The organism is Segniliparus sp., from assembly GCF_051660745.1.
Taxonomy (GTDB): domain Bacteria; phylum Actinomycetota; class Actinomycetes; order Mycobacteriales; family Mycobacteriaceae; genus Segniliparus.
Map to the genome: position 1 here is coordinate 22,230 of NZ_JBOFQF010000038.1, position 22,938 is coordinate 45,167.

At 68.6% G+C, this 22,938-nt stretch carries 25 protein-coding genes; 12 read left to right on the forward strand and 13 right to left on the reverse strand.

All coding sequences use genetic code 11. The features are described 5' to 3' along the window. Nucleotides 1-103: 103 nt before the first annotated feature. From ACRC20_RS13280 to ACRC20_RS13300, 5 genes are all read left to right on the forward strand, one after another. Nucleotides 104-1,105, forward strand: a complete 1,002-nt coding sequence (locus ACRC20_RS13280; protein ID WP_438686859.1) for a metal ABC transporter solute-binding protein, Zn/Mn family — start codon at nt 104-106, stop codon at nt 1,103-1,105. Continuing rightward, the gene (locus ACRC20_RS13285) at nt 1,089-1,883 is read left to right on the forward strand and encodes a metal ABC transporter ATP-binding protein (RefSeq protein WP_438686860.1); all 795 of its coding nucleotides are present in this window, start codon (nt 1,089-1,091) and stop codon (nt 1,881-1,883) included. The genes ACRC20_RS13280 and ACRC20_RS13285 overlap by 17 nt, the downstream gene beginning before the upstream one ends. Continuing rightward, nucleotides 1,880-2,722: a metal ABC transporter permease gene (locus tag ACRC20_RS13290; RefSeq protein ID WP_438686861.1), complete on the forward strand. Its 843-nt coding sequence runs from the start codon at nt 1,880-1,882 to the stop codon at nt 2,720-2,722. Before ACRC20_RS13285 ends, ACRC20_RS13290 begins: the two co-directional genes overlap by 4 nt. A gap of 40 nt (nt 2,723-2,762) precedes the next feature. Next, nucleotides 2,763-3,461 (forward strand): hypothetical protein, encoded by a 699-nt coding sequence (locus ACRC20_RS13295; RefSeq protein WP_438686862.1) that lies wholly within the window; start codon nt 2,763-2,765, stop codon nt 3,459-3,461. Between the two features lie 367 nt (nt 3,462-3,828). Next, a complete protein-coding gene (locus ACRC20_RS13300; RefSeq protein ID WP_438686863.1) occupies nt 3,829-4,542 on the forward strand; it encodes a LamB/YcsF family protein in 714 nt (237 codons plus the stop codon). Between the two features lie 197 nt (nt 4,543-4,739). On the opposite strand, the gene ACRC20_RS13305 is transcribed toward ACRC20_RS13300, so the two are convergent. Beyond that, nucleotides 4,740-5,702, reverse strand: coding sequence for a septum formation family protein (locus ACRC20_RS13305; RefSeq protein WP_438686990.1), 963 nt, complete (start codon nt 5,700-5,702; stop codon nt 4,740-4,742). A 61-nt stretch (nt 5,703-5,763) separates the two neighbouring features. Between ACRC20_RS13305 and ACRC20_RS13310 the strand changes: the two genes are divergently transcribed. Both ACRC20_RS13310 and ACRC20_RS13315 read left to right on the forward strand, forming a co-directional pair. Further along, complete coding sequence (locus ACRC20_RS13310) at nt 5,764-6,549, forward strand: lysophospholipid acyltransferase family protein (protein ID WP_438686864.1); 786 nt, start codon at nt 5,764-5,766, stop codon at nt 6,547-6,549. Nucleotides 6,550-6,553: 4 nt separating this feature from the next. Then, complete coding sequence (locus ACRC20_RS13315) at nt 6,554-7,426, forward strand: HAD family hydrolase (RefSeq protein ID WP_438686865.1); 873 nt, start codon at nt 6,554-6,556, stop codon at nt 7,424-7,426. 230 nt (nt 7,427-7,656) lie between these two features. Here the strand turns inward: ACRC20_RS13315 and ACRC20_RS13320 are convergent, their stop codons facing one another. Further along, complete coding sequence (locus tag ACRC20_RS13320) at nt 7,657-7,911, reverse strand: WhiB family transcriptional regulator (protein ID WP_438686866.1); 255 nt, start codon at nt 7,909-7,911, stop codon at nt 7,657-7,659. A gap of 338 nt (nt 7,912-8,249) precedes the next feature. Beyond that, nucleotides 8,250-9,239, reverse strand: a complete 990-nt coding sequence (locus ACRC20_RS13325; protein ID WP_438686867.1) for a diacylglycerol/lipid kinase family protein — start codon at nt 9,237-9,239, stop codon at nt 8,250-8,252. A 31-nt stretch (nt 9,240-9,270) separates the two neighbouring features. Here ACRC20_RS13325 and ACRC20_RS13330 point away from each other — a divergent pair, with 31 nt between their 5' ends. Both ACRC20_RS13330 and ACRC20_RS13335 read left to right on the forward strand, forming a co-directional pair. Next, the gene (locus ACRC20_RS13330; RefSeq protein WP_438686868.1) at nt 9,271-9,699 is read left to right on the forward strand and encodes a formate--tetrahydrofolate ligase; all 429 of its coding nucleotides are present in this window, start codon (nt 9,271-9,273) and stop codon (nt 9,697-9,699) included. A 181-nt stretch (nt 9,700-9,880) separates the two neighbouring features. Continuing rightward, nucleotides 9,881-10,378 (forward strand): nitroreductase/quinone reductase family protein, encoded by a 498-nt coding sequence (locus tag ACRC20_RS13335; protein ID WP_438686869.1) that lies wholly within the window; start codon nt 9,881-9,883, stop codon nt 10,376-10,378. A gap of 57 nt (nt 10,379-10,435) precedes the next feature. On the opposite strand, the gene ACRC20_RS13340 is transcribed toward ACRC20_RS13335, so the two are convergent. The 3 genes from ACRC20_RS13340 to ACRC20_RS13350 are packed head-to-tail and all read right to left on the reverse strand — an operon-like array spanning nt 10,436 to nt 13,999. Next, nucleotides 10,436-11,071: an acid phosphatase gene (locus ACRC20_RS13340; RefSeq protein WP_438686870.1), complete on the reverse strand. Its 636-nt coding sequence runs from the start codon at nt 11,069-11,071 to the stop codon at nt 10,436-10,438. Between the two features lie 51 nt (nt 11,072-11,122). After that, on the reverse strand, nt 11,123-12,421 hold the full coding sequence (locus ACRC20_RS13345) for an Rv3212 family protein (protein ID WP_438686871.1): 1,299 nt from the start codon (nt 12,419-12,421) through the stop codon (nt 11,123-11,125). A 24-nt stretch (nt 12,422-12,445) separates the two neighbouring features. Continuing rightward, a complete protein-coding gene (locus ACRC20_RS13350; RefSeq protein ID WP_438686872.1) occupies nt 12,446-13,999 on the reverse strand; it encodes a DEAD/DEAH box helicase in 1,554 nt (517 codons plus the stop codon). A 100-nt stretch (nt 14,000-14,099) separates the two neighbouring features. Here ACRC20_RS13350 and ACRC20_RS13355 point away from each other — a divergent pair, with 100 nt between their 5' ends. Further along, complete coding sequence (locus ACRC20_RS13355) at nt 14,100-14,771, forward strand: ferritin-like fold-containing protein (protein ID WP_438686873.1); 672 nt, start codon at nt 14,100-14,102, stop codon at nt 14,769-14,771. Nucleotides 14,772-14,777: 6 nt separating this feature from the next. On the opposite strand, the gene ACRC20_RS13360 is transcribed toward ACRC20_RS13355, so the two are convergent. From ACRC20_RS13360 to ACRC20_RS13375, 4 genes are all read right to left on the reverse strand, one after another. After that, nucleotides 14,778-15,713 (reverse strand): SDR family oxidoreductase, encoded by a 936-nt coding sequence (locus ACRC20_RS13360; RefSeq protein WP_438686874.1) that lies wholly within the window; start codon nt 15,711-15,713, stop codon nt 14,778-14,780. Nucleotides 15,714-15,762: 49 nt separating this feature from the next. Next, on the reverse strand, nt 15,763-16,569 hold the full coding sequence (locus tag ACRC20_RS13365; RefSeq protein ID WP_438686991.1) for an SDR family oxidoreductase: 807 nt from the start codon (nt 16,567-16,569) through the stop codon (nt 15,763-15,765). Between the two features lie 198 nt (nt 16,570-16,767). After that, nucleotides 16,768-17,688, reverse strand: a complete 921-nt coding sequence (locus ACRC20_RS13370) for an SDR family oxidoreductase (protein ID WP_438686875.1) — start codon at nt 17,686-17,688, stop codon at nt 16,768-16,770. An 18-nt stretch (nt 17,689-17,706) separates the two neighbouring features. Next, a complete protein-coding gene (locus ACRC20_RS13375; protein ID WP_438686876.1) occupies nt 17,707-18,609 on the reverse strand; it encodes an SDR family oxidoreductase in 903 nt (300 codons plus the stop codon). A gap of 119 nt (nt 18,610-18,728) precedes the next feature. On the opposite strand from ACRC20_RS13375, the gene ACRC20_RS13380 reads away from it, so the two are divergent. After that, a complete protein-coding gene (locus ACRC20_RS13380; RefSeq protein WP_438686877.1) occupies nt 18,729-18,950 on the forward strand; it encodes a DUF3107 domain-containing protein in 222 nt (73 codons plus the stop codon). Between the two features lie 135 nt (nt 18,951-19,085). Here ACRC20_RS13380 and ACRC20_RS13385 read toward each other — a convergent pair whose 3' ends face one another. Continuing rightward, entirely contained in the window at nt 19,086-19,712 is a 627-nt protein-coding gene (locus ACRC20_RS13385) for a TetR/AcrR family transcriptional regulator (protein WP_438686878.1), read from the reverse strand. A gap of 71 nt (nt 19,713-19,783) precedes the next feature. Then, nucleotides 19,784-21,331, reverse strand: coding sequence for an NCS1 family nucleobase:cation symporter-1 (locus ACRC20_RS13390; RefSeq protein ID WP_438686879.1), 1,548 nt, complete (start codon nt 21,329-21,331; stop codon nt 19,784-19,786). A gap of 127 nt (nt 21,332-21,458) precedes the next feature. On the opposite strand from ACRC20_RS13390, the gene ACRC20_RS13395 reads away from it, so the two are divergent. Further along, nucleotides 21,459-21,989 (forward strand): MarR family winged helix-turn-helix transcriptional regulator, encoded by a 531-nt coding sequence (locus ACRC20_RS13395; protein ID WP_438686880.1) that lies wholly within the window; start codon nt 21,459-21,461, stop codon nt 21,987-21,989. Nucleotides 21,990-22,002: 13 nt separating this feature from the next. Here the strand turns inward: ACRC20_RS13395 and ACRC20_RS13400 are convergent, their stop codons facing one another. Next, a complete protein-coding gene (locus ACRC20_RS13400) occupies nt 22,003-22,716 on the reverse strand; it encodes an SDR family NAD(P)-dependent oxidoreductase (RefSeq protein ID WP_438686881.1) in 714 nt (237 codons plus the stop codon). Nucleotides 22,717-22,938: the final 222 nt, after the last annotated feature.

Sequence of the window (22,938 nt, forward strand, 5' to 3'; positions counted from 1 at the left end):
CTCGCGCGTGCTATATTGAGAACAGCTATTGAAAACAATTTTCAATAAGATGCTGTTTCCAGGGATACGGTCACACGAGATCCCGTGCGCGAAAGGGACAACGATGCCTCTCTCACGGTCACGAGCCGTCCAGCTGGGCGCGCTCGCCGCCCTGACGCTCTCGCTCGGCGCGTGCGAGAGCGGCACAGCGGCCGTCGCGAAGCCGCCCGTGCCGAATATCGTCGCCTCCACCCAGGCGTGGGCGCTCGTCGCCAAGGCGGTCGCGGGCGACGGCGTTCCGGTCGCCGTGGTCGTCGACGCGGGCAAGGACCCGCACGAGTACGAGCTGAGCGCGCGCGACGCGGCGACCATCGGCAAGGCCAGCGCCGTGGTCATGGGCGGCCTGCATTACGACTCTTTCATGGACAAGGCGCTGGCTGCCGCGAACGGCCCGCACGTGATCAAGGCCGAGTCGGCGAAGATCGTCAGCAAGGGGCTGGAGCCGAAGGGGCACGCCGCGCTCGACAACCAGCACCTGTTCTTCAATTTCGCGGTGGTCGACGCGGTTGCGGGCGAGCTCGCCGACGAGCTCGGGCGCGAAGACCCGGCCCGCAAAGACCTCTACCAGCAGAACCTCACGGCGTTCCACGCGCAATTGCACGTGTTCGCGGACCAGCTCCAGCTGCTCGCCGAGCACCACCCCGGCCTTCGCGCGATCCAGACCGAGTCGGTCGGCCAATACCTCCTGCACTACCTCTCGGCGACCGACGTCACGCCTGCGGGCTACCGCGCGGCGGTGGCCAACGAGGCGGACCCCGCGCTCGCCGACCAAGCGGCGGTGGTGGGCCTGCTCGGATCGCACGGCGCGGACCTCGTGGTCGACAACCCGCAGAACCTCAACAAGTCGGTCGGCGAAGTGCTCGGCGCGGCGAAAGCCGCTGGCGTGCCTGCCGTCGACGTCGGCGAGACGCCTGCTCCGGGCCAAAAGACCTACAGCGGATGGCTCACCGAGGTCGTCGGGGAGTTCATCGCCGCGCTCGGCGGCCCGGCCCTGCCGCCGGACTACCATCACGACGAGCACGGCGGCGGCCACGACGACCACGACAAGCATGACGAGCACCACTGACGCGCCAGCGCTGCGGCTCGTTGGCGCGGCGCTGCGGGCCGGGGGGCGGACACTGGTCGAAGGGCTCGACCTCGCGCTGGCCCCGGGCGAGTTCCTCGCCGTCCTCGGGCCGAACGGCGCCGGGAAGTCCACGCTCGTCCAAGCCGCGCTCGGCCTGCGCGCTTTCGACGCGGGGACGGCCTCGGTCTTCGGGCTGCCCCCGGCCCGCGCCCGCAGCCAGGTCGGCTACCTCGCCCAGCGCGCGCAGCTAGACCGCGCGACCGCGCTGCGCGGCGGCGATTTCGTCGGCTTCGGCTACGACGGCCACCGGTTCGGCCCCGGCTTCCTCCGCGCGGCGCGCAGGCGGAGCGCGGTGGCGCAGACGTTGGACAGGCTCGGCGCGGCCGAGTTCGCCGACCAGCCGGTCGGCGAGCTCTCCGGAGGCGAGTTCGCCCGGCTGCGCCTCGCCCAAGCGCTGATCGCCGATCCGAAGCTGCTCATCTGCGACGAGCCGCTGGTGAGCCTCGACCTCGCGAGCCAGGGCCTCGTGGTCGAGCAGATCGTCCGCCAGCAGAAAGAGCGGGGCGCGGCGGTCGTGTTCATCACCCACGAGCTCAACCCGGTGCTCGCGCACGTCGACCGGGTGCTGTACCTGGCACGGGGCGGGCACCGGCTCGGGCCGGTGGCCGAGGTGATGACCGCCGAGTCGCTCTCCGAGCTCTACGGGACGCCGATCGACGTGCTCGACGTGCGCGGCAAACTGGTGGTCGTCGGCGCGGGCGAGGAGGGCCACGGGTGAGCTCGGCGGACTTCTTCGACTGGGGGCTGACCATGGAGCTCCTCGACTACGGGCCGACCCGGCGCGCGGTGCTGGCGGCGGCCGTCCTCGGGCTCCTCTCCGCCGCGCTCGGGCCGCTCATCGTGCGGCGGCGGATGAGCTTCGCGGTCCACGCGACCAGCGAGCTCGCCGTGACAGGCGCTGCGGTGGCGCTCTTCTTCGGGGCCTCGGTGCAGGCAGGCTCGATGCTCGGGGCCATCGCGGCGGGGCTCGTCTTCGGGATCTTGGGCCTGCGCGCCGCCGACCGGGACATCGCGTACGCGGTGGTGCTCTCCTTCGGGCTCGGCGTGTCCGTGCTGCTCTTGAACCTGCGCGAGGGGGCCGCCACCAACTTGTCGGCCCTGCTGACCGGGGGGCTCGCGAGCGTCGGGGAAGACGACCTTTGGCTCATGGCCGCGACGGTCGCCGTCGTCTGCCTCGTCGTCGCCTGGGCCGGGCGGCCGCTGTGGTTCGCGAGCGTGGACCCGGCCGCGGCTGCGGCGAAAGGCGTCCCGGCCCGATTCCTCGCCGTGGGGTTCACCGTGCTCGTGGCCGCCGCCGCGGCGATCGGGATGCAAGTGGTCGGCGCGCTCCTCGTGCTTGCGCTAATGGTCGCGCCCGCCGCCTCCGCCGCCCGGTTGACGTCGTCGCGCAGGCTCGGGGCGCTCTTGACGTTGGTCTTCGCGCAGGCAGCTGCCGTCGGCGGCGTGCTGCTCTCCTTGGCGCCCTCGTGGCCGCCGTCCGCGCTCATCACGGCGATCTGTTTCTTCGTCTATGTGGGCGCGCGGGCCGCCGATCATTTTCGAAGCCGCCGCTTTTGAGGGTAGGACTGTCGCGGGCAGGGCTGCTACGGTTGTGCAGATGAAGAAGGCCAGAGCATCTGCCCGCGCGGGCGCGATGCCGGGGGCTTTTCTGCTCGTGCCCGTTTTGGCGGCGTGTTCTGTGTTCGGCGGCTCGGCGCGGTTCGACGCGCTGCCCGAAGCCTGTTTCTCCGGAGTCTCGGCCGCAGTGGACGCGGTGGTGGGCGAGCTCGCCTCGCAGGAGCGCAAGGACGACGTGTCGCCCGAGGACACCGCGATCTCCCGGCCCTCCGGCTCGACGAAATACTGCGCGCGCTCGTTCGCCGATCTCGTCAACCGGAAGGACTGGAAGCAGGGGGAGCCGAATTTCCGCAGGGTCTTCCTCGAATTCGACCTGTACCGAGGCGGCTACCTCTCGTCCGGGGTCGACGAGGCGAAGCGCGAGCTCAAACCGCCGCTGGTCGACCCGAAGCACCTCGTGCCCGAGGCGGGGATCGGGGACGAGGCCGTCGGCTGGTGGGACTATTCGCAAAGCCAGGGGGCGAACTGGCAGATCAGCCTGCGGGTGTCGAATATGCGGGTGGTGGTCCGGGTCGCGGGCGCGAACTACCTCAACGACTACACGGTGGACCGCCAGTTCTCCGCGAAACTCGACTACGACTCGCAGCAGCTGAAAGAGGAGCTGCGCGGCGAGGCGCAATCTATCGCGAAGGCCGTGGTCCAACAGCTGCTGGCCCCCGCTTCGCCCGCTTCGGGCTGAGTTCCGCATAGGCAAGGTCACGGTCCGGACACTCCACTGGCGATCTTGACGTGCGTCGGGTTACCATCCAATTATGTCTTTCGGTAGACCGCTTGCGGCGCTCCTCATCCTCATGCCGTGCATGGCTGTGGTTGGTTGCGGCTCGCATACCGGCTCGCCCTCGGTCAAGTTCACCGAGCCGCATGTCGCTATGACGGAACCGGGCGGATCCGGCGGCAACGCGGGTGGAGGAAATGGCGGCAACGGCGGCAACGGCGGGGGCGGCACGCACCGGGCCTCTTGGCCCGCCGTCGGCGGGCAAGAGCATGCGCGGACTCCGTCTGGAGAATTTGTCCGGCCCTGATCGGTGAGGCGGTGTGAGCCTGCGGTGGTCGATGTCAACGCCGATCTGGGAGAAGGCTTCGGAGCGTGGCGGCTCGGCGACGACGCCGCAATGCTCGACCTTGTGACCAGCGCGAATATCGCATGTGGATTCCATGCCGGGGATCCGGCGACGCTTTGGGAGACATGCGCGGCGGCGGCCCGCGCGAACGTCGTGATCGGAGCGCAGGTGAGCTACCCGGACCTGTTGGGCTTCGGGCGGCGCTTCCTCGACATCGCCCCGAAGGACCTCACTGCGGCGGTGGTGTACCAGATCGGGGCGCTCGACGCCATCGCCCGGTGCATGGGGAGCCGGGTGCGCTACGTCAAGGCGCATGGGGCGCTGTACCACGCGCTCACCGAGCACGAGGGGCAAGCTGCGGCGTTCGCCCAGGCAGTGGCCGATTTCGATGCGAGGCTTCCGGTCCTGCACTACGGCGGGGCGATCAGCGCCAAGGCCGAGGCGCAAGGGCTCAGGCTCGTCGCCGAAGCGTATGCCGACCGCGCCTACACCCCGCAGGGGACATTGGTGCCGCGCGACGAGCCGGGCGCGGTGCTGGCCGATCCGACCGCCATCGCCGAACAGGCGGCCCGGCTCGCGAACGAGGGGAAAGCCGAGTCGATCTGCGTGCACGGCGACACTCCTGGCGCGGTGTCCGCCGCGCGGGCCATTCGAAAAGCGCTGGCGGATGAGGGGATTGAGGTCCGCTCCTTCCTGTAGAGCCCGGCGCTGAGACGGCGACCTGCTGTGTTGTCGGTCCCCCACTCGCAGAGCTCGTGGGAGGTGCCCCCACCTCGCGTGCCCTGGCTCGTTCCTCGCCGTACATGTGCTCCCCCGCAAGCGGGAGGCGCCTCCAGTCGTCGCCTGCCGCCTTGCATCTCATCCGTCGCAGAACCGGGGGCGTTCCGGCAGTTGCGCTATTCCGGCGGGCGGCCGGGCGGGGCAATCGGCTGCGCGGTGCTCCGCGTCGGCTTCGGCGGGGCAACCGGCTTCGCGCCGTCGACCAGCACGTCCCCCTTGACGCTGCCGCTGATGATGGCGAACCCCTGGTCGTTGTGCTTGGCCAAGAAGCACACGGCCTTGCGGCTGCCGACGAGCCAGCTCTGCGGTTTGACGATCGTCCAGTTCACATCGAGCGTCGTCGCCCGCAGCCGCTCCGCGTCGCCCAAGTACGTTTCTGCCGCTTTCTCGCAGAGCCCCTTGAGCTCGTTGTTCTGCTCGTCCTCGGACGGGGGCGCCGCGTCCGTCCGGTCGGGGAACTGCGCGGCGAGGTCCGCCTGCCCGATGACTTCGAAGGCGTGGGGCTGGCCGCAGTCGACCGGATCGGTCGGCATGTTGTGCTCGGCTCCGACGCACACCCCGGTGTCGTAGGTGAGCGATTGGTCCTGGTCGGCCACGCGGCCGGTGGACGGGAGGAGCTTGCGGCTGCCGCCCGGCACTTCCAGCCCGCACCGCAGGACGTGCTCGCCGCTCGACCATGCTTTCTCGCTGGAGAGCAGCGCGCCGATCCGGAACCGGCCATGGGCGTCGAGCCTGCCCCGGAGGTAGGTGTTCACCGTGCCTTCGCAGAGCTGCTGGCTCCATGCCGCGATCTGCTTTTGGTCGGGGTACGCGGCGGAGGAGAACGCCGAGCCGGGGTATTCGCCGAGGTCGAGCGCCGCAGCGAGCTCGAAGACGTGCTCCGCTGCGCAGTCGACGACCGAGCCGGGCCGCCCGGACGGGCCCGAGGCGAAGCATGCGCCGGGGGCTTCGGCGCGTTGCGCCTCCGCCTGCTTGTCCTGGACGAGGTCGGGAATGAGCGGACGGTCAGTCGAAACGGTGAGGGCTGCGAGAGCGACGGCTCCCAGCCCAACTCCCGCGAGCACCGCGCGCAACGCCATCACGTGTCGATCATACCGCCTGCTGTGGCTGCCCCCGATGAAACCGGCTAGGCTGGGCGGCATGGAAATCGTGTACGGATCGGTGAATACTGCCGCACGGCTCATGTGGCTCTATCAGGGCTTAAAGCTCAAGATCGTCGGGGTCGGCAACATGCCCGCGAAGGGCGGCGCGGTCGTGGCCACGAACCACACCGGGCATCTCGACATCCCGTTCGCAGGCCTCACGGCGTTCCTGCACAAGCGCAACATGCGGTTCATGTACAAGACGGAGATGCGGGCGAACCCGACAGCGAGATGGTTCTTGGACAAGATGCGCCACATCCCCGTCGACCGGGACTACGGGAAGACGAGCTACGACCAGGCCGTCCAGCTGCTCAAAGACGGCGAGCTCGTCGCGGTGTACCCGGAGACGACGATCTCGCGGAGCTTCGAATTGCGCGAGTTCAAGAGCGGGGCCGCGCGCATGGCCGTCGACGCGCAGGTGCCGATCGTCCCAGTCATTGTGTGGGGGTCGCAGCGGATCATCACCAAGGGGCACCCGAAAGCGATGGGGCGCACGAAGTTCCCGATCTGGATCGAGGTCGGCGAGCCCATCGCGCCGGATCTGCCCGCAGACGAGCTCACCGTGAAGCTCAAGGCGAGCATGGAGGCGAAACTCCACGAAGTCCAGGACAAATACGCGAAGACCTTCGGACCGTACCCCGCTGGCGCGTTCTGGGTGCCCAAACGCCTCGGCGGCGGGGCGCCGAGCCTGGAAGAGGCGAACGCGCTCGACGAAGCGGAAATTGAAGAGAAGCGCGCCAAGCGGGCAGCGGTTCGAGCTGCAGAGGAACAGAAGAAGCATTAGCGGCATGCCAGCACGACACGCACACGTCCACACCCACCACCAACCGCGCGAGAGCGCGGACGCCCCGTACGGCCACCCGCCGAAGCTGATCGTCAGCGATGTCGACGGCACGCTCCTCGACGAGAACGAGCTGGTCACGCCGCGCACCCGCAAAGCGATCAGCGCGGCTGTCGAGTCGGGAGCGCACTTCGTCCTCGCCTCCGGCCGGGGCGTGCGCAGCTTGATGCGCGTCGTCCGGCAGCTCGAAGTGCCGCCGATGACCATCTGCGCGAACGGCTCGATCACGTACGACTCGGCCAACGACGTCGTGCTGAAGGCCAGGGAGTTCGAAATCGCGGCGCTGCACCGCCTCGCCGAGGCCACCAAGCGGGTGCTGCCAGGCGCGGAATTCGCCGTCGAGCGTGTGGACCACGGGACCGACCCGCTCGCATACGTGAGCACCCCCGGCTATATCCACCCATGGGTGACCTCGGACTACAACCCCGCGCCGGAAGAGGAGCTCTTGGCAAGGCCTGCGGTGAAATTCCTGGTCAGGGCCATTGGCGACTCCTCGGACTCGATGGCGCGGATCCTCGGGCCCGAGGTGGGCGACTTCGCGGAGGTCAGCTTCTCGACCCCGGAGGGGCTTTTGGAGATCGGGCCGCCCGGAGTGAGCAAGGGCAGCGCCCTCTCGGAGCTCGCCGCCTTGTTCGGCGTCGAGGCGGAAGACGCCATCGCCTTCGGCGACATGCCGAACGACATCACCATGCTGCGTTGGGCGGGCCGCTCGGTGGCAATGGCCAACGCGCACCCGCTGGTGCTGGAGACCGCTTCCGAAACCACCGCGCCGCACACAGAAGAAGGCGTCGCGCAGGTGCTTGAGCGCTGGTTCGCTTAGGTCCCACCGGCCAGATGGCGCCTCGCGGCGTTCTCGGCTCCTCGTGTGCCTGCTCGTTCCTCGCTATATCTGTGCTCCCCCGCAAGCGGGAGGTGCCCCCGGTCGTCGCCTGCGGCCTTGCGATGCGTCCATCTGGATCGACGGGGGCTTCGGGGTGTTCTTTTTTCAGTCCGGAAAAACAAAAGAAGCCCTGCGGTCGCAGGGCTTCTTTTTGACGATATGCGATACGGTCAGACGACCGTGCGGGCGCGGGCTCGCGCGTTCCTCCGCTTGAGGGCGCGACGCTCGTCTTCGCTCAAACCTCCCCAGATGCCGGAGTCCTGTCCGGAAGCCAATGCCCAGGAAAGGCACTCGGCGCTCACCGGACAGCGCTGACAGACAACCTTGGCACGCTTGATCTGCTCAAGCGCTGGGCCGCTGTTGCCGACTGGGAAGAACAGCTCCGGATCCTCGTCCCGACACACGGCCTCATGGCGCCAGTCCATTCTTTGCTCCTCGTAATTCTTGTTCTTCTGAGTGCGGCCATGCTTGGTCGCATCGTCTGGGGTGGTTCGTTGTTATCCGCCACAAAAACGCGCTACGCACGACCCGTCTCGCACGCGTGCGGCCGTAACTCGAAGTTCATGTTCCATGGCCCATTGTTTCCGCAATGTTGCCTTTGTATGGTCGCACAATCTCGACGGAAGTCAAGTGCTCAAGAGGGGAGAGTGGTCTTTGTCACCTTCCTGCTTCTCGGGCGGCCTGGCGTGTCGTTTTGTAGCTGGCCCTACCAGTTCTACTCCAAAATTTCCCAGCTCGCACGAGAAAACGAAATATGGCTGGCTCAGTTCGGTAACAAACGGGGAGCGACGACGTTGAGCGCGGACGGAATAGAGCGAAATTCTGCTCGAACCCGCTGGCCCACATACTCTCCGTCGATCTGGCAGCGGAGGGGCTCCTTGCTGGTCAGGGCGAGTTTGTGGAGGTCGTCGATGCGGATCGAGCCTGCCGTGTCGGGGGCTTTCTTCGGCGAGAGCAGCGCGATGGAGAGCGGAATCCCGTGCCAGAGGCCAAGTTTTGTGGTGGCGAACACGCCGAGGCCTTTTTCGTGACTGACCCCTGGGTTGGTGGTGATGGGGCGACTGCCGAGGTAGGTCCATGGGGTGCAATTGCTCACGAACGCGAGCCGTACTCCGTCAACTGGCGTCTCGCCAGGCAGTTCGAGGGTGAGCGGGCCGGGGCGGAAGGCCCAGCGGAAAAACGCGGACACGGTGGCGAGCAGGTACCGCGTCGGCGTGACCGGGCGGCCCGACCAGCGTCCGGCCTCCATCATGGCGATGACGTCCGCGTCGATGCCCAGGCCCGCGTTGCAGATGAACCAGCGCTCCTCGTGCCGCCCGTCTTCGAATCGCGAGTCGCACAGTCCGACAGAGATGCGTCTGCGCCCGTCGGTCCGGAGCGCTTCGAGGACTTGGTCGACGGCGCGGCTCGGATCTGGGCTGATCCCGAGGGAGCGGGCGAACACGTTCGCGGAGCCCCCGGGGATCACTGCGATCGCGGGCGTCGTGCCTGCCTGGCCGGGTTCCGCCGTCGTGAACTCCTGGGGCGCTCCGAGCAGGCCGGACACCAGCTCGTTCACGGTTCCGTCCCCGCCGTGGGCGATGACGAGGTCCGCCTCGCCGCGAGCGTCGGCGGCGAGTTCCGCCGCATGGCCGCGATGCGTGGTCTCTTTGACGGTCAGGTCGAGCTCGCGCTCGAGCGCGGAGATCAGCAGCGCCCTCGTGTGCGGCGTGGTCGTCGTGGCACGGGGATTGACGACCAGGACCGCGCGCACCCGCCAAGCGTAGCGCCTACGCTTGAGGGCGATGAACTCTGACCCTCATTCCGGCTCCGGCCCGAACCTCGCCGTCCCGCCTCCGAAACCTGTTGTCGTGGCGGGCGCCGTGTCGATTCTGTTGGGCCTCATCGCGGCCGGTTTCGGCGTCGCGGTCGGGGTGGCCGCAGTTCTGGGGAGGAGCTTCCCCGGTCTTTCCTCTCCCGCGACCGCAATCGCGTTCCTCGCTTTCGGCGGAGCGTTCGGCGCGGCGGGCTGGTCGCTTCTGAAGGGCAAGGCGTGGGGCAGGGGCGTGATCGTCATTTTCTGCCTGATCTTGCTGCCCATCGCCTACGGCACGGTCAAAGACTCCCAGCAGCCGTTGATCGGTTATCCGCTCGGCATTGCGGCCCTTGCCAACCTCGTCTGCCTCTTTGTCCCGTCCGCCTTGCGGTGGACCCAGGGGAACCGCACGTTCTGAGGTCGGCCTGGGCGGGCGGGGTGGCGCTGGCCGGTTGGGGATGTCGGGCGGCCGATTCCACGCGCGAGACAATCTTACGAATTTGTGTCATGCTGGATTGTGAAGAACCGCGATCAGATTCGAGGAACTCATGAAGCCTTCCCGGCATTCCAGAACGGCCACGCATGGCTCGGCGCTCCCTGTGCTCGATCCGACCGCCCCGAAGGGGTGGCTGATATCGATGGGATTTGCCATGCTGAGAACCTCGCCCTTCAGATGGTTCGTCATCAACGTCTCGCCGAGGGTCGACCCTTGGCTTATGCGCGTGAGCGGCGGGCGGCTCTGCACTGGGCCCGCGAAGATGATGGCGCTGCTGACCACAATGGGCGCGAAGAGCGGCGAGCGGCGCACCAACCCTGTGTTGTATTTCCACGACGGGGACGCGGTGGTGGTCGTCGCCTCCAGCTACGGCCGCGAAAGGCATCCGGGCTGGTACTACAACATCCGCAAGAATCCCCAGGTCGCGATCTCCAAATCGGGCGACGGCATCCCCACGGTCGCCGAAATAGTGGCGGAGGGTGCCGAGCTGGCCCGACTCTGGGCGCTGGCCGACCAGGCATTCCCGTTGTTCCCCGACTATCGCGCCCGCGCCGCGGCCGCCGGCCGCGCCATCCCCGTCATCCGGCTCACTTCGGCTTGATCGGACGCGGGCCTGCGCGCGGCTCGCGTTCCTCGAACTCCAAGCGCGGCGAAAACCCTATGCCAGAGGGGCGACGGGGAGCCCGGCGCCGTCGAGATAGCCAGTTGGGGCGTTCCGGATGCCGAGGCCTTCGACGACGCGGATATCGTGCTCATGGCCGAGCACGGTCATCGACGCGGCGGGGAAAGCGAACCGTCTGCCGAGGATCAGCGGCTGCTCCAGCCAGCGGACGACGAGCGCCCTGCTGAAATGCCCGTGGCCGACCAGCACCACATCGTGGTACGCCAGTCTCGACACGGCCTCGCGGATCACCCGGTCGGCCCGGTGCAGCACCTCTTCCTCGCTCTCCCCGTCGGGAGAAGGATGCGTCCACACCGACCAGTTCGGCTCCATCATCTGGATCTGCTGCGTCGTGAACCCCTCGTACTCGCCGTAGTTCCATTCGGCGAGGTCGTTCCACGTCTCGTTGACTGCGAGCCCGGCGAGCTCCGCAGTTTGCAGCGCGCGTTTGCGCGGGCTCGAATAGACCAGGGGGTCGTGCAGCTGCAGTTGCGCGAGCGGGCCCTGCAAGGCCTTCGCCTGGGCCTGTCCGACCGGCAGGAGGGGAAGGTCGGTGACGCTGGTGTGCCGCCCGATGCGGGACCATTCGGTCTCCCCATGCCGAATAAGCACGACCCGATGCTTTGAAGCCATCGCACTATCTTGCAGCATGCCGCTGGGCGGTCGGCGGGGGGCGGGGTCTTCCTATCGGCGAGGAGCGTAGGCGAGCACGCGACCGCCCTGCTGGCGGAGCACGATGGAGCCGCAAACCGCCAGGTGGACCCCGCTCGGCGACAGGGCCGCCCCGTCCGTCGGGATCTCGCGGAGGCGTTCCCCGGTGTTCGCGTCGAGGACCGCGATCCCGGTCGCGGTCGGCGCGACGAGCTGGCGGGCCATCTCCGTCGCCGGGCCCGCGAGGTCGGGGACCTGGAAGACCGGGGCAAGGTCGAGCGGGGAGAGGCCGACCACGCCTGCTCCCGTCCACCAGGTCGTGAGGACGGCGCTGGTCCGCCACGGCTGCGCGTCCTGTCCCGTGACGGGCAGCGTCAGGTCGTAGCTTTGCTCGACCTTGCCGTGCCCGTCCACCTCCATGATCTTCGCCGCAGACCCATCGGCGGGGGGGACCGAGAGCAAGGCGCGGCTTCCGCGCACCGCGAGCAGCCGCGCGTCTTTCGCGAAGCCGAGCTCGGAGACCACGGCGGAGAAGGTTTGCTCCGGTTTGGTGTCCTTTTTCGGCGAGATTTTGAGGAAGGAGAGCCGCAGCGCGCCGTCATGCGGGCAGTGCTCCAGGACCGCGAATGTTTCCTGTCCCATCGCGGCCGATCGGAGCGCGCACCCTGGATGCGGCTGCTGCTTCGGCTCGAACGGGGTCGGAGCGCGCCCGTACTCCACGCTGCGCAGGAGGTCGTCGTGCCAAAGCTCGACCCGCCGCGAGCCGACCGCGAGGACCATGTGGGAGTACCAGTCCGAGCTCGGGTCCGCCTGGGCCTCCTGCGCGTCGGTCCCTTCCGCCGGCACGGTGGTGATGAGCCGGACTTGCTGGTCGGCCTCGCTGCTGCGGGCGTCCGCGTGCAGCTGGCTCGACCTCTTCCCGGTCTTCGCGTCGAGGCTCACGACGAGCGAGCAGCCACGCGGCTCGCGGTAGACGGCGTAGACCTTGCCCCAGGCGGCCGTCGCAGCGCAGAGCGCCGTCGGCTCGGCGAAACGCCAGACCTCTTTGCCGCTCGCGACCTCCCAGCCGACCAGGCTTCCTCCGTCGGCGGTGACCAGGACGCCCCCGACGACCATGGGGGAGGCGCTCGCGGCGTTCGGCTTCGACCACGCCAGGTCGAAGCCGTCCGGCACGGCGGCCGCGTCGGGGGGCGGCGGAACGTTCCGCGACGCGGTCTGCGAGACCGCCTGCCTGATCGGGGCGCGCCACCACAGGACGGCGGCCACGGCGAGCACTGTCAACACGATCGATGTCGCGATCAGGCAATCACGCCAGAAGACAGGCCTTTTCATCGGGTCACCCTGGATTGCGCGAGGTCACTCTGCGGAAGGCTGGGCGGGCGCGCCGGTGCGCTTGCGCCGCCGACGGCGCTTCTTCGCCGCGCTCTCAGCGCCAGAAGCGTCTGCCGCGTCGGAGGCGGCGGCAGGCGCAGACGCGTCGGACGGAGCGGACGCGCCGTCCGAGGCTCCGGGGGAGCTGCTCCTGCGGGTGCGCTGACGATCCCGAGCGGGCCGAGGCGCGCGGTCGCCCTGCTCGCCGCGGCGGGCGGGACGGTCCCCGCGCTCGCGGGGCTCGCGGGGCGGGGCTTTCGGCGCGGGGGCGAGCCTGCCGGTGGAGCCTTCGGGGATGGCGAGCTCGGCGTAGATGTGCGGCGAGTTCGAGTACGTCTCCGGCGGATCCGCGAAATCGAGCCCGAGAGCTTTGTTGATGTACTCCCAGCGAGGCAGGTCTTCCCAGTCCACCAGTGTGACCGCGATACCGGTTTTGCCCGCGCGGCCGGTGCGGCCGATCCGGTGCACGTACACCTTCTCGTCCTCGGGGCAGTTGAAGTTGATGACGTGGGTGATGTCGTCGATGTCGATGCCTCGGGCGGCGACGTCGGTGCAGACCAGGATGTCGATCTTGCCCTTGCGGAACCCGGAGAGGGCCTCCTCGCGCGCCCCTTGGCTCATGTCGCCGTGCAGGGACCCCGCGTTGAAGCCGCGCAGGGTGAGCTCGTCGGCGAGCTTGCCCGCGCTGCGCTTGGTCCGGGTGAAGATCATCGTCTGCCCCCGCCCCTCGGCCTGCAGGAATCGGGAGACCAGCTCGTCTTTGTTGAGGGAGTGCGCGCGATAGACGTGCTGCGCGGTCCGCTCGTGCACCGGGGCGAGGTCGCCGCCCTCGGCGCGGATATGCGTCGGCTGGGTCATGAACGTCCGGGCCAGGGTGAGCACCGGGCCGGGGACGGTGGCGGAGAACAGCATGGTCTGCTTGCCGGTCGGCAGCTTCGCCATGATCTTCTCGACGTCGGGGAGGAAGCCGAGGTCGAGCATCTCGTCCGCCTCGTCGAGCACCAGCATGCGGATCGCGTTGAGCTTGAGGTCGCCGCGTCCCCAGAGGTCGAGCAGCCTGCCGGGGGTGCCGACGACCACGTCGACGCCCTTCTCCAATGTGGCGATCTGGCCCTCGTACGGCCTGCCGCCGTAGAGGGAGACGATCCGGCTCGGGCGCCCGTCCGCGAGCCGGAGCTGCTTGGAGGCGTCGATCAGGTCGTTCGTGACCTGCAGGCACAGCTCGCGGGTCGGCACGACCACCAGGGCGCGGGGAATGTCCTCCGCCTCGGCTTCGGCGACTCGCTGGAGCAGCGGCACGCCGAAGGCGAGGGTCTTGCCCATGCCGGTGCGGGCCTGGCCGATGAGGTCGTGGCCGCCGAGGGCCAGCGGCAGGGCCTGCTCTTGGATCGCGAACGCGTTGTGCTTGCCCGCGGCGGCGAGCGAAGCGACGATTTCGGGGTGTACGCCGAGTTCCGCGAAACTCGGTCCGATCTCCGTTGTGATGATCTGTATCTCTCTCGTCGGGCGCGCCGGACGAGGCGCGCGTGCACTGCTCATCACGGCGATGCTCTCTTCCATGATGAAGGCGCTCGCCCCGGCTCCCGTCTACCCGTGACGCGCCAGCCCAGTATACATGGCGGTGGGTACACTGAGACCCGTGGACCAGACCCCCGCTGCAGCGCAATGGCATGGTGTGCCCGAGTTTCTCGCGGTGCTCGCGTACGGCGAACTCGCCGCCTACTACCGATTGGCCGAGGACGCCTCGCTCGCGCCGACCATGGAGGGGAAGGCCGCGATCGCCCGGATGGGCGCCGCGCAGTTCCAGCATTTCGAGACGCTGCGCGAGGCGCTCGCCGCGCGGGGCGACGACGTCTTCCAGGAGATGACGCCGTTCCAGCCGGTGCTCGACATGTTCCACGCCCGGACCACCCCGAACACCTGGCTCGAAGCCCTGGTGAAGTTCTATGTCGGCGAGGGCCTCGCCGCCGACTTCTACCTCGAGATCGCGGACGGGCTGCCCCCGGACGTGGCGACGGTCGTCAAAGAGGTGCTGAGCGACCGCGCGCACGCGCAGTTCGTCGTCGACCCGGTGCGCGAAGCCGTCCTGGCGAGCCCGAAGGAGCGCTCCCGCCTCGCGCTCTGGGCCCGCCGCCTGCTCGGCGAGGCGATCGCCCAGGCGCAGGCCGTGCTGGCGAGCCGCGAGGAGCTCGCCGACCTCTTGCTGCAGAGCGCGGGCGACCTCAACCGGCTCGCCCAGCTCTTCGACGAGGTGACCGAGCGCCACGAGGAGCGGATCAAGCTCCTCGGCCTCGAAGAGCCCGCCGCGTAACGCGGGCTAGCCCAGGGCCTGGCCGGAGACCCGGAAGGCCACGCGCAAGGCCTTGTTCAGCAGCTCCGGGGAGGCTCCGTTGAGGATGTCGACGGGGGCCGAGACGCGGGAGGCGACGCGGACCGGCCTGGTGCGGGCGGCGAGGACCATCCATTCTCCGGCTTCTTCCGTGGTGAGCGCGGGCTGCCCGTCGAACTCCCTGGTCGGCGTGATCATAGGGGTGCGCACCAGCGGATAGAACAACGTGGTGGCGTGCACGCCGTGCTGGCGCAGTTCGAAGCCGAGGGTCCGGCTCACGAGGGAGAGCGCGGCCTTCGAGCCGCCATAGGCGCAGAACTCCGGCATCGCGTCGTTGATGACCCCGCCGGTGGCGACATTGATGATGTGCCCGCTGCGGCGCTCGACCATGCCGGGCACGAGGTCCCGGATCAGGCGTATCGCGGAGAAGTAGTTGATCTGCATGGTGCGCTCGAAGTCGTGCCAGCGCTCCAGCGACTCAAGCGTGGTGCGGCGGATGGAGTGCCCGGCGTTGTTGACCAAGACGTCGACGCCGCCGTGCTCGGCGACGACTTCGGCGGCGAGCGCGTCCACCGCGTCGAGGTCGCGCAGGTCGCACGGCAGCGCGCGGGCCGACCCGCCCGCCGCGCGGATCTCGGCGGCGACGGCTTCGAGCTCCTCGGCCCGGCGGGCGACCAGGAGCACGTGGGCTCCGCGCGCGGCGAACTGGCGTGCGGCAGCCTTTCCGATACCGGAGGAGGAGCCGGTGATGAGCACCCGCTTGCCGTCCAGCGGCACGCCGTACGAGGGGTCCTTGCGCGCTTTGGCGACTTTTCTGGTGACGGCCGCCTGCATGGCCCAGCGGGCCGTCGTGTGGTTCGCCCTTGCGGCGAGGCTCCTCGGGCGCGGCGCCGCCAGGAGCTCGGATTCGACAATGCTGCTCATGCGAGAAGCATAATTGCGTTTTTGTCTCAGCGCTAGGGGGCGCGGAAGATCAGCGACGGCCCGCCTCGCGCATGAGGAAGGAGTTCACGAACTTCGGGACGAGCGCGTTGAAGAGGCCGATCCCCCACGAGACTTTGGCGACGACGCGGACCGGCCGCGTGCGCGCGGCGAGCTCCATCCACTCGGCGGCCTCGTCGGAGGTGAGCGCGGGGAGCTCGTTGTACTCCTCGGTCGGGGCGATCATCGGGGTGCGCACGAGCGGGAAGTACAGGGTCGTGCCGTGCACGCCCTTCCTCAGCAGCTCGGTGCCGATCGTCCTGGTCACCTGGGCGAGCGCGGACTTCGCGGCGATGTACGGCGCGAAACGCGGGTTGACCTCGTGGACGACGCCCCAGCTGGCGACGCTGATGACGTGCCCGTCGCCGCGCTCGATCATCCCCGGCAGGAAGCCCCGGATCAGTCGCATCGCGGAGAAGTAGTTGATCTGCATGGTGCGCTCGACGTCGTGCCAGCGCTCGAGCTGCTCGACGGTGCGCCTGCGGATGGAGTGCCCGGCGTTGTTGATCAAGACGTCCACGCCGCCGTGCTTCGCGACGACGTCCGCGACGAGGGCGTCCAGCGCGTCCAGGTCGCGCAGGTCGCAGGGGAAGAAGTCCGCCTGTCCGCCCGCCGCGCGGATCCGCTCGGCGACGGCTTCGAGCTCCTCGGCCCGGCGGGCGACCAGGAGCACGTGGGCTCCGAGCTTGCCGAACCGGTAGGCCGCGTGCTCGCCGATACCGGAGGAGGAGCCGGTGATGAGCACCCGCTTGCCCCGGATCGGGAGCCCGTAAGACGGGTCCTTCCGGGCTTTGCGCATGTCGCGGGTCGTGGCGGCCCCCAGGATCCAGCGCCCGACGACCTGGTTCGCCCTGGCGGCGAGCCCGCGCGGCTTCGGCGCGGGCGGAGTGCCCTTGGGGTCGATCTGCGAAGCGGGGATGACGCCGTTGCTCATAATGGATATCCTACATCTCTGTATTTTCAGCGGGACGGGGGTTGGAGGGGGTGCGGGCAGGGCTTAGAAACGGATGCCGGAGCGGCGGAAGAAGTAGTCGACGCGCTTGGGGGACACGGCGTTGAAGAAGCCGACGGCTCCGGAGAACCTGGGGATGACGCGGATGGGCCGGATGCGGGCGGCGAGGGTCATCCATTCGGCGGCCTCCTCCGGCGAGAGGGTGGCGACGCGGTCGTACTCCCCGGTCGGCGCGATCATCTCCGTGCGCACCAGCGGGTAGAACAGCGTGCTGAAGTGCACGCCCTCGCGCCGCAGCTCGAAGCCCATGATCCGGGTGGCGATCGACAGCGCCGCCTTCGCCGCCGCGTACGCGGTGAAATACGGCGCGACCTGGTTGGCGACCGCCAGGCTCGCGACGTTGATGACGTGCCCGTCGCGGCGCTCCAGCATGCCGGGGAGCAGTCCCCTGGTCAGGCGAAGGGGCGCGAAGAAGTTGATCTGCATGATGCGCTCGAAGTCGTGCCAGCGCTCCAGCGACTCGGCCGCCGGCCTGCGGATCGAGTGCCCGGCGTTGTTGACCAGGACGTCCACCCCGCCGAACCGGGCGTTGACCGTCTCGGCGAGCTTGTCCACCGCGTCGTAGTCGCGCAGGTCGCAGGTGATGGCCTCGGCCTCCCCGCCCTCGGCCCGGATCTTGGCGGCGACGGCTTCGAGCTCCTCGGCCCGGCGGGCGACCACGACGACTTTCGCCCCGAGCCTGCCGAACTGGTACGCGGCTGCCGCGCCGATCCCCGACGAGGCTCCGGTGATGAGCACGCGTTTCCCCCGGAGCGGCGCCCCGTAGGAGGGGTCTTTGCGCGCCGCGCGCAGCTCTTTGCCGTTCACGGCCTTGATGAACCAGAGGTCCCTCGCGAGGAGCGCCCGCTTGAGCGGGCTGCGCCGTTTCGCGACCGTCGGGGCGGCTAAGTTACTCACGAGTAGCATTGTAGCGGGCGGAGGGGGTCATCGCGCTTGCGAGCCGGTGATTTTCTCGCTCAGCTCCGGGAACAGCGCGGTGAACCCGGGGGCGAGGGCGAAGAGCCGGGGCGCGATTCGGCTGGGCCGCGCCCTTGCGGCCAGCACGATCCACTCGGCGGCCTGCTCCGAAGAGAGCCCGGGCATGTCTGCGAACTTCTCGGTCGGGGCGATCATCGGGGTGCGCACGAGCGGGTAGTACAAAGTCGTGGCGCTCACGCCCTTGTGGCGCAGCTCCATATTGATGTTCCGGCCCATGGTCGAGAGCGCCGCCTTCGCCGCGATGTACCCGGCGAATTTCGGCACGCCCTCCGAGAGCACGCCCCCGGTGGTGACGTTGACGACGTGCCCGTCGCCGCGCTCCAGCATGCCGGGCAAAAAGCCTCGGATCAGGCGCACCGCTCCGAAATAGTTGATCTGCATGACCCGTTCGACGTCGTGCCAGCGTTCGAGCTGCTCGGGCAGGCTGCGGCGGATCGAGTGGCCCGCGTTGTTGACCAGCACGTCCACGCCGCCGTGCTTGCCGACGACCTCGGCGACGAGCGCGTCGATCGCGTCCAGGTCGCGAAGGTCGCAGGAGATCGCCTCGGCCCGCCCGCCCGCGACCCGGATTCGTTTCGCCACGCTTTCGAGCTCCTCGGCCCTGCGGGCGACCAGGATCAGCTGTGCGCCGAGCTTCCCGAGCTGGTAGGCGGCCTGCTCGCCGATGCCGGAGGAAGCCCCGGTGACGAGCACCCGTTTGTCTCGGAGCGAGCGGCCGAGAGAGGGGTCCTTGCGAGCCTTGCGGAGCCTCCTGCCGAGCGCCGGGTGGCTGCCCCAGCTCGTGAGGAGGTCCGAGGCCCTGCGGAGCGAACTGGCGCCAAGGTGAGACGTAACGGTGTTATATTCCATGTCGTCCACTGTAGCGGAGCTTTCGCGCTCGGCATAGTCGGCAGAGCGCCCGGCTTCTCCCTTTGTGGGATAGGCTGGCAGGCGAACCCAAGAGGACCGCCCGAGAGTTTGGAGAACCGGTGGACGTGAAGATCGGCATCGTGCACAGCCCGCGTGAGCTGACCATCGACAGCGCGCAGTCGGCGACCGAAGTCGCCCAGCTCATTTCGTCCGCGCTCGCCGACGACTCGGTGCTGACCCTGCTGGACTCCAAAGACCGCCAATACCTGATCCCGGCGAGCCGTATCGCCTACATCGAGATCGGCTCTTCGGACACGCGCCGCGTCGGCTTCGCAGGCTAGTTTCCCGGCGCTCAAATAGCGATCTGCGGCGTTAGCGGAGCGCTCATGTATGCTCCGCGCCCCAATACACGTCGCGCTCCGCTGCCTTGCATCTCATCCATTTGATCTGCCGGGAAATCCTCGCGGCGTGAGCGGCTAGACCTCGATTTTCGGGACGCGGGCGAGGCCGCCCCAGGCGAAGGCGACCGTGGCCATGATCGCCTCTTCCTTCGGGATCGGCTTGCCGCTGTCCTGCCAGTGCTGCGCGCTGACGTGGATGAGGCCGACGAGGTTCACCGCGATCATCTTCGCGTGGTACAGCTCAAGGCCCGAGTCGTGGCGGACAATGTCGAACACGGCGTCCACGCAGGCGTCGGTGGCCTTCTGTATGCGCGTGCGCACCTCGGGCTGGAGGAGGTCGGTGGAGAAGAGCAGCCGGTAGCCCCGGGTGTTGGTGTCGATCACGTCGAAGAAGACGCGCACCGCCTCGATCAGCCGGTCGTGGTTGTTCGTGCTCGCGCGGATCGCCTGGCGGACCCGGAGCATCAGCTCCCCGACGTGCTGGTCGAGCACAGTCAGGTACAGTTCGAGCTTCGAGGGGAAGTGCTGGTAGAGGACCGGTTTGCTGACTCCGGCGTGCTCGGCGATCTCCTCGACCGAGGCTTTGTGGAAGCCCTGCTCCGCGAAGACCTCGTTCGCCGCGTCAAGCAGAAGCTTGCGGCGGTCCAACTTGGTGAGGCGGCCCCGACCGGCGGGGCGCGGGGTGGCGGTTTGCGCGGTCATTCATTGACGATACCTAATAATCCCGGCTCAGGGCCAATTATCGGGAGTAGATTCGCTCACGGTGACGGAACTTAATCGTTCGGTGACAATTCCTCCGCGCCGCCCGCTCGGGCCGAGGGACGGGCCAAAACCCAGTAGGCGAGCCCGGCGAGCGCGGCCCCGACGAACCAGCTGCACTGCGCGATCATATGCAGGACCGGAGCCGCCTCGGGGCCGCCCGCGAGCACGCAGGCCACCGCGACCGCCCCGCCGAAAGCCGTTGCCGCGATCGCCGTCGGGTTGAACCCCCGCGTGTACCAGTAGCTGCCGGTCTCCGACATGCTGTACAGGTCCTCCGGCACGATCCGCCTGCGCCGCACCAAGTAGTAGTCGACGACGAGCACCCCGTAGAGCGCGCCGAGGAACGCCCCGAGGGTCTCGAGCGTGTAGTGGATGGCCGTGGGGTTCTCGATGAGCTTCCACGGCGCGATGAACACCGACGCGACCGCCGCGATCATGCCGCCGCCGAGCCAGCTGATCCGTTGCGGCCGGACATTGGAGAAGTCGAACGCGGGGGAGACGAAGTTCGCCACGATATTGATGCCGACGGTCGCGACGAGGATGGTGAGGACGCCGACGACCATGGCCGTCGAGTTCGGGATCCGGACGACGACCCCGTTCGGATCGACCACCAGCTCCCCGAACACCGGGGCGGTGAGCGAGGCGGTGGCGACGACCAGGAGCGAGAAGAACAAGAAGTTCACCGGCAAGCCGAAGAATCCGGACGTGCGGATCACCCGCATGGACTTGCCGTAGCGGGCGAAGTCCCCGAAGTTCAGCACCGGCCCGCCGAAGTAGGACACCACCAGCCCGACCGCCCCGACCATGGCGAACGCCGCCCCGGCCACGGTCTTCGGCTGGTCCGCCCCGCCGAGTCCGCCGTGCTCGCTGAGATTGCTGTGCTCGCTGAGATTGAAGTTCACCGCGCCCCATCCGGCCTGGTAGACCAGCCAGCCGCACAGGACGATCATGACGGCGTAGACGGCGGGGCCCGCCCAGTCGACGAACTTGCGGATGAAGTCCATCCCGTGCCAGAAGATCAGGGCCTGGGCGGTCCAGACCCCCATGAACGTCGCCCAGCCGAGGGCGGAGAGCCCGAGGAAGCCGTGCGCCCCGGCTTCGGCGTAGGGGACCAGGCTGGGGAACAGCTTGACCAGGACCAGCGTCACCGCGTTCGCGGCGAGGTAGGTCTGCATCCCGTACCAGGCCACCGCGTTGATCCCGCGCAAAATGGCCGGGATGTTCGCGCCGAGCACGCCGAAGGAGAGCCTGCAGACCACGGGGTAGGGCGCTCCGGTGCGCTGGCTGGGCTCGGCGACGAGGTTCGCGAGGGCGTAGGAGAGCGCGACCGCCACGATCAGGGCGACGAACACCTGCCAGCCCGCCAGCCCGAGCGCGAACAGGCTGCCCGCCGTGGTGTACCCGGCGACGCTGTGGATGTCGGTCATCCAGAACGCGACGAAGTTGTACACCCCCCAGTTCTGCTGCTCGACAGGGGCCAAGTCCTTGTTCGAGAGCCGGGGGTCCCGCCGAGCGGCGGCGGCAGGGGCGGCGGACTCTTCGCCGAGCACAGCAGTCATCCACAGAAGCTAACGGACCGATATTGCCCCTATGTTGCCGAGGTGAAACGCGGGCCGCGCGAAGGGCGCTCGTGCTCGGCTTCCGCGCCAGAAGGGCCGAAAACGGCTTCTCTGATAGTTTGAGCGCGTGAAACGCCAGGACTGGATCGCCGATCCGGGCCATGCGCGTTGGCTCAGCGACAGCGAGTCGCAGACGTGGCAGGCCATGGTCAAGATGATCGACATCTTGTTCTCCCGGATCGGCCGCGAGCTCGCGGTGGAGTCGGGGCTTTCCTTCGTGGACTACCAGATCCTCATCACTTTGGTGGACGTCGAAGGCGAGCAGACGACGATGACCGCATTGGCGGCTTCGCTCGGATGGTCGAGGAGCAGGGTCTCGCACCAGGTGCGGCGCATGGAGGCGCGAGGGCTCGTGGAGCGCGCGCCGGGCGAGGCCGACCGCCGCAACTCCATCGTGCGCCTGGGCCCGGCGGGGCTGCGGCGGCTGCGAGCCGCTGCTCCGGGCCAGGCCGAGCGGGTTCGGCGGCACTTTTTCGACCAGCTCGCGCCGGAGCAGCTCGCCGCGCTGGCCGAAGCGCACCGGTCGTTGCTCGATTATTTGGCAGGCTCCGAGGATTTCCCCGATCTCCCGGCGCCCTCGCAGCCCGAGGGCGATTGAGGGGCGCCTGCCCCTAGCTCGGGCGACTCGGCTCGGACGACGGCCTGGCGATGGCGGCGACGATTTGTTCCGCCGCGGCCATGCCGGCGCCCCCTGCCGGGGGCGCGACGGACAGGATCCGCACCGCTCCGCTCTTGCGGAGCCCCGCCTCCATGCGCAGCTCGGTCGCCACGACGCGGGAGAGCAAGTGCAGCCCGGCCGCGGGCGCCCGGTTTCCCGCGCCGCCGCGTTCCGGAGCGGGCTCCTCCTCGAAGCCCGTGCCGTCCATGCCCGAGGTGACATTGACGACCATCGCCGAGCACGAGCGCCGCAAGAGCGGCAGCGCGTGCTGGGCCGCCAGCCAGGGGCCGACAAAATTCACGTCGAGGCAGGCGCGCGTCATGTCCTTGTCGAGGCCGAGGGCGGGATTTCCCCGGTGGGGGGCGATGTCCGCGATGTTGATCAAGACGTCGATCCTGCCTTCCCTCCTGCCGACCTCGGCGACGGCTTCGGCGATGGACTCGTCGTCGGCGATGTCGAGGGCGATGGCCGTGATATTCCGGCACCGCGTGCGGAGCATGCCGACGAGCTGGTCGAACTCCTCGGGCTTTCTGGTTCCGAGCCAGACGCGCGCGCCCTTCCCCGCGAGCAGCTCGCCCAGCTCCCGCCCGACTCGCTGGCCCGCCCCGGTGATCAGCACGGTTTTGTCGAGCCAGAGATACGGGGCGTGCGATTGCGGGTGCGCCATGGCGACCTTCCTTTTCTCCTCGTCAGGGCGTGGGCGCGCCAGTCCGCGTCGGCGGCCTCGGCCGCCGCACGGCGGTTGCGTGACACGTCAATAATTGATGTGTCACTCAATTTAGCGGGCGAAAGCCCAAGAGTCAATAGAATTGACATATTGGCGAATCCGCGCCTCTCGGCGCGCGGGCCCCGTGTCGTCGGCCGTATGACTTGTCAGATGCGCCAAGAT

What these genes read in the sequence shown, in the direction of transcription:
- ACRC20_RS13310 (WP_438686864.1), top strand. Translation starts at nt 5,764, where the DNA reads ATGGAAATCGTGTACGGATCGGTGAATACTGCCGCACGGCTCATGTGG.
- ACRC20_RS13320 (WP_438686866.1), bottom strand. Translation starts at nt 7,911, where the DNA reads ATGGACTGGCGCCATGAGGCCGTGTGTCGGGACGAGGATCCGGAGCTG.
- ACRC20_RS13305 (WP_438686990.1), bottom strand. Translation starts at nt 5,702, where the DNA reads ATGGCGTTGCGCGCGGTGCTCGCGGGAGTTGGGCTGGGAGCCGTCGCT.
- ACRC20_RS13315 (WP_438686865.1), top strand. Translation starts at nt 6,554, where the DNA reads ATGCCAGCACGACACGCACACGTCCACACCCACCACCAACCGCGCGAG.
- ACRC20_RS13345 (WP_438686871.1), bottom strand. Translation starts at nt 12,421, where the DNA reads ATGAAAAGGCCTGTCTTCTGGCGTGATTGCCTGATCGCGACATCGATC.
- ACRC20_RS13400 (WP_438686881.1), bottom strand. Translation starts at nt 22,716, where the DNA reads ATGGCGCACCCGCAATCGCACGCCCCGTATCTCTGGCTCGACAAAACC.
- ACRC20_RS13285 (WP_438686860.1), top strand. Translation starts at nt 1,089, where the DNA reads ATGACGAGCACCACTGACGCGCCAGCGCTGCGGCTCGTTGGCGCGGCG.
- ACRC20_RS13390 (WP_438686879.1), bottom strand. Translation starts at nt 21,331, where the DNA reads ATGACTGCTGTGCTCGGCGAAGAGTCCGCCGCCCCTGCCGCCGCCGCT.
- ACRC20_RS13375 (WP_438686876.1), bottom strand. Translation starts at nt 18,609, where the DNA reads ATGGAATATAACACCGTTACGTCTCACCTTGGCGCCAGTTCGCTCCGC.
- ACRC20_RS13370 (WP_438686875.1), bottom strand. Translation starts at nt 17,688, where the DNA reads ATGCTACTCGTGAGTAACTTAGCCGCCCCGACGGTCGCGAAACGGCGC.
- ACRC20_RS13360 (WP_438686874.1), bottom strand. Translation starts at nt 15,713, where the DNA reads ATGAGCAGCATTGTCGAATCCGAGCTCCTGGCGGCGCCGCGCCCGAGG.
- ACRC20_RS13340 (WP_438686870.1), bottom strand. Translation starts at nt 11,071, where the DNA reads ATGGCTTCAAAGCATCGGGTCGTGCTTATTCGGCATGGGGAGACCGAA.
- ACRC20_RS13365 (WP_438686991.1), bottom strand. Translation starts at nt 16,569, where the DNA reads ATGCGCAAAGCCCGGAAGGACCCGTCTTACGGGCTCCCGATCCGGGGC.
- ACRC20_RS13295 (WP_438686862.1), top strand. Translation starts at nt 2,763, where the DNA reads ATGAAGAAGGCCAGAGCATCTGCCCGCGCGGGCGCGATGCCGGGGGCT.
- ACRC20_RS13385 (WP_438686878.1), bottom strand. Translation starts at nt 19,712, where the DNA reads ATGACCGCGCAAACCGCCACCCCGCGCCCCGCCGGTCGGGGCCGCCTC.
- ACRC20_RS13280 (WP_438686859.1), top strand. Translation starts at nt 104, where the DNA reads ATGCCTCTCTCACGGTCACGAGCCGTCCAGCTGGGCGCGCTCGCCGCC.
- ACRC20_RS13350 (WP_438686872.1), bottom strand. Translation starts at nt 13,999, where the DNA reads ATGAGCAGTGCACGCGCGCCTCGTCCGGCGCGCCCGACGAGAGAGATA.
- ACRC20_RS13330 (WP_438686868.1), top strand. Translation starts at nt 9,271, where the DNA reads ATGAACTCTGACCCTCATTCCGGCTCCGGCCCGAACCTCGCCGTCCCG.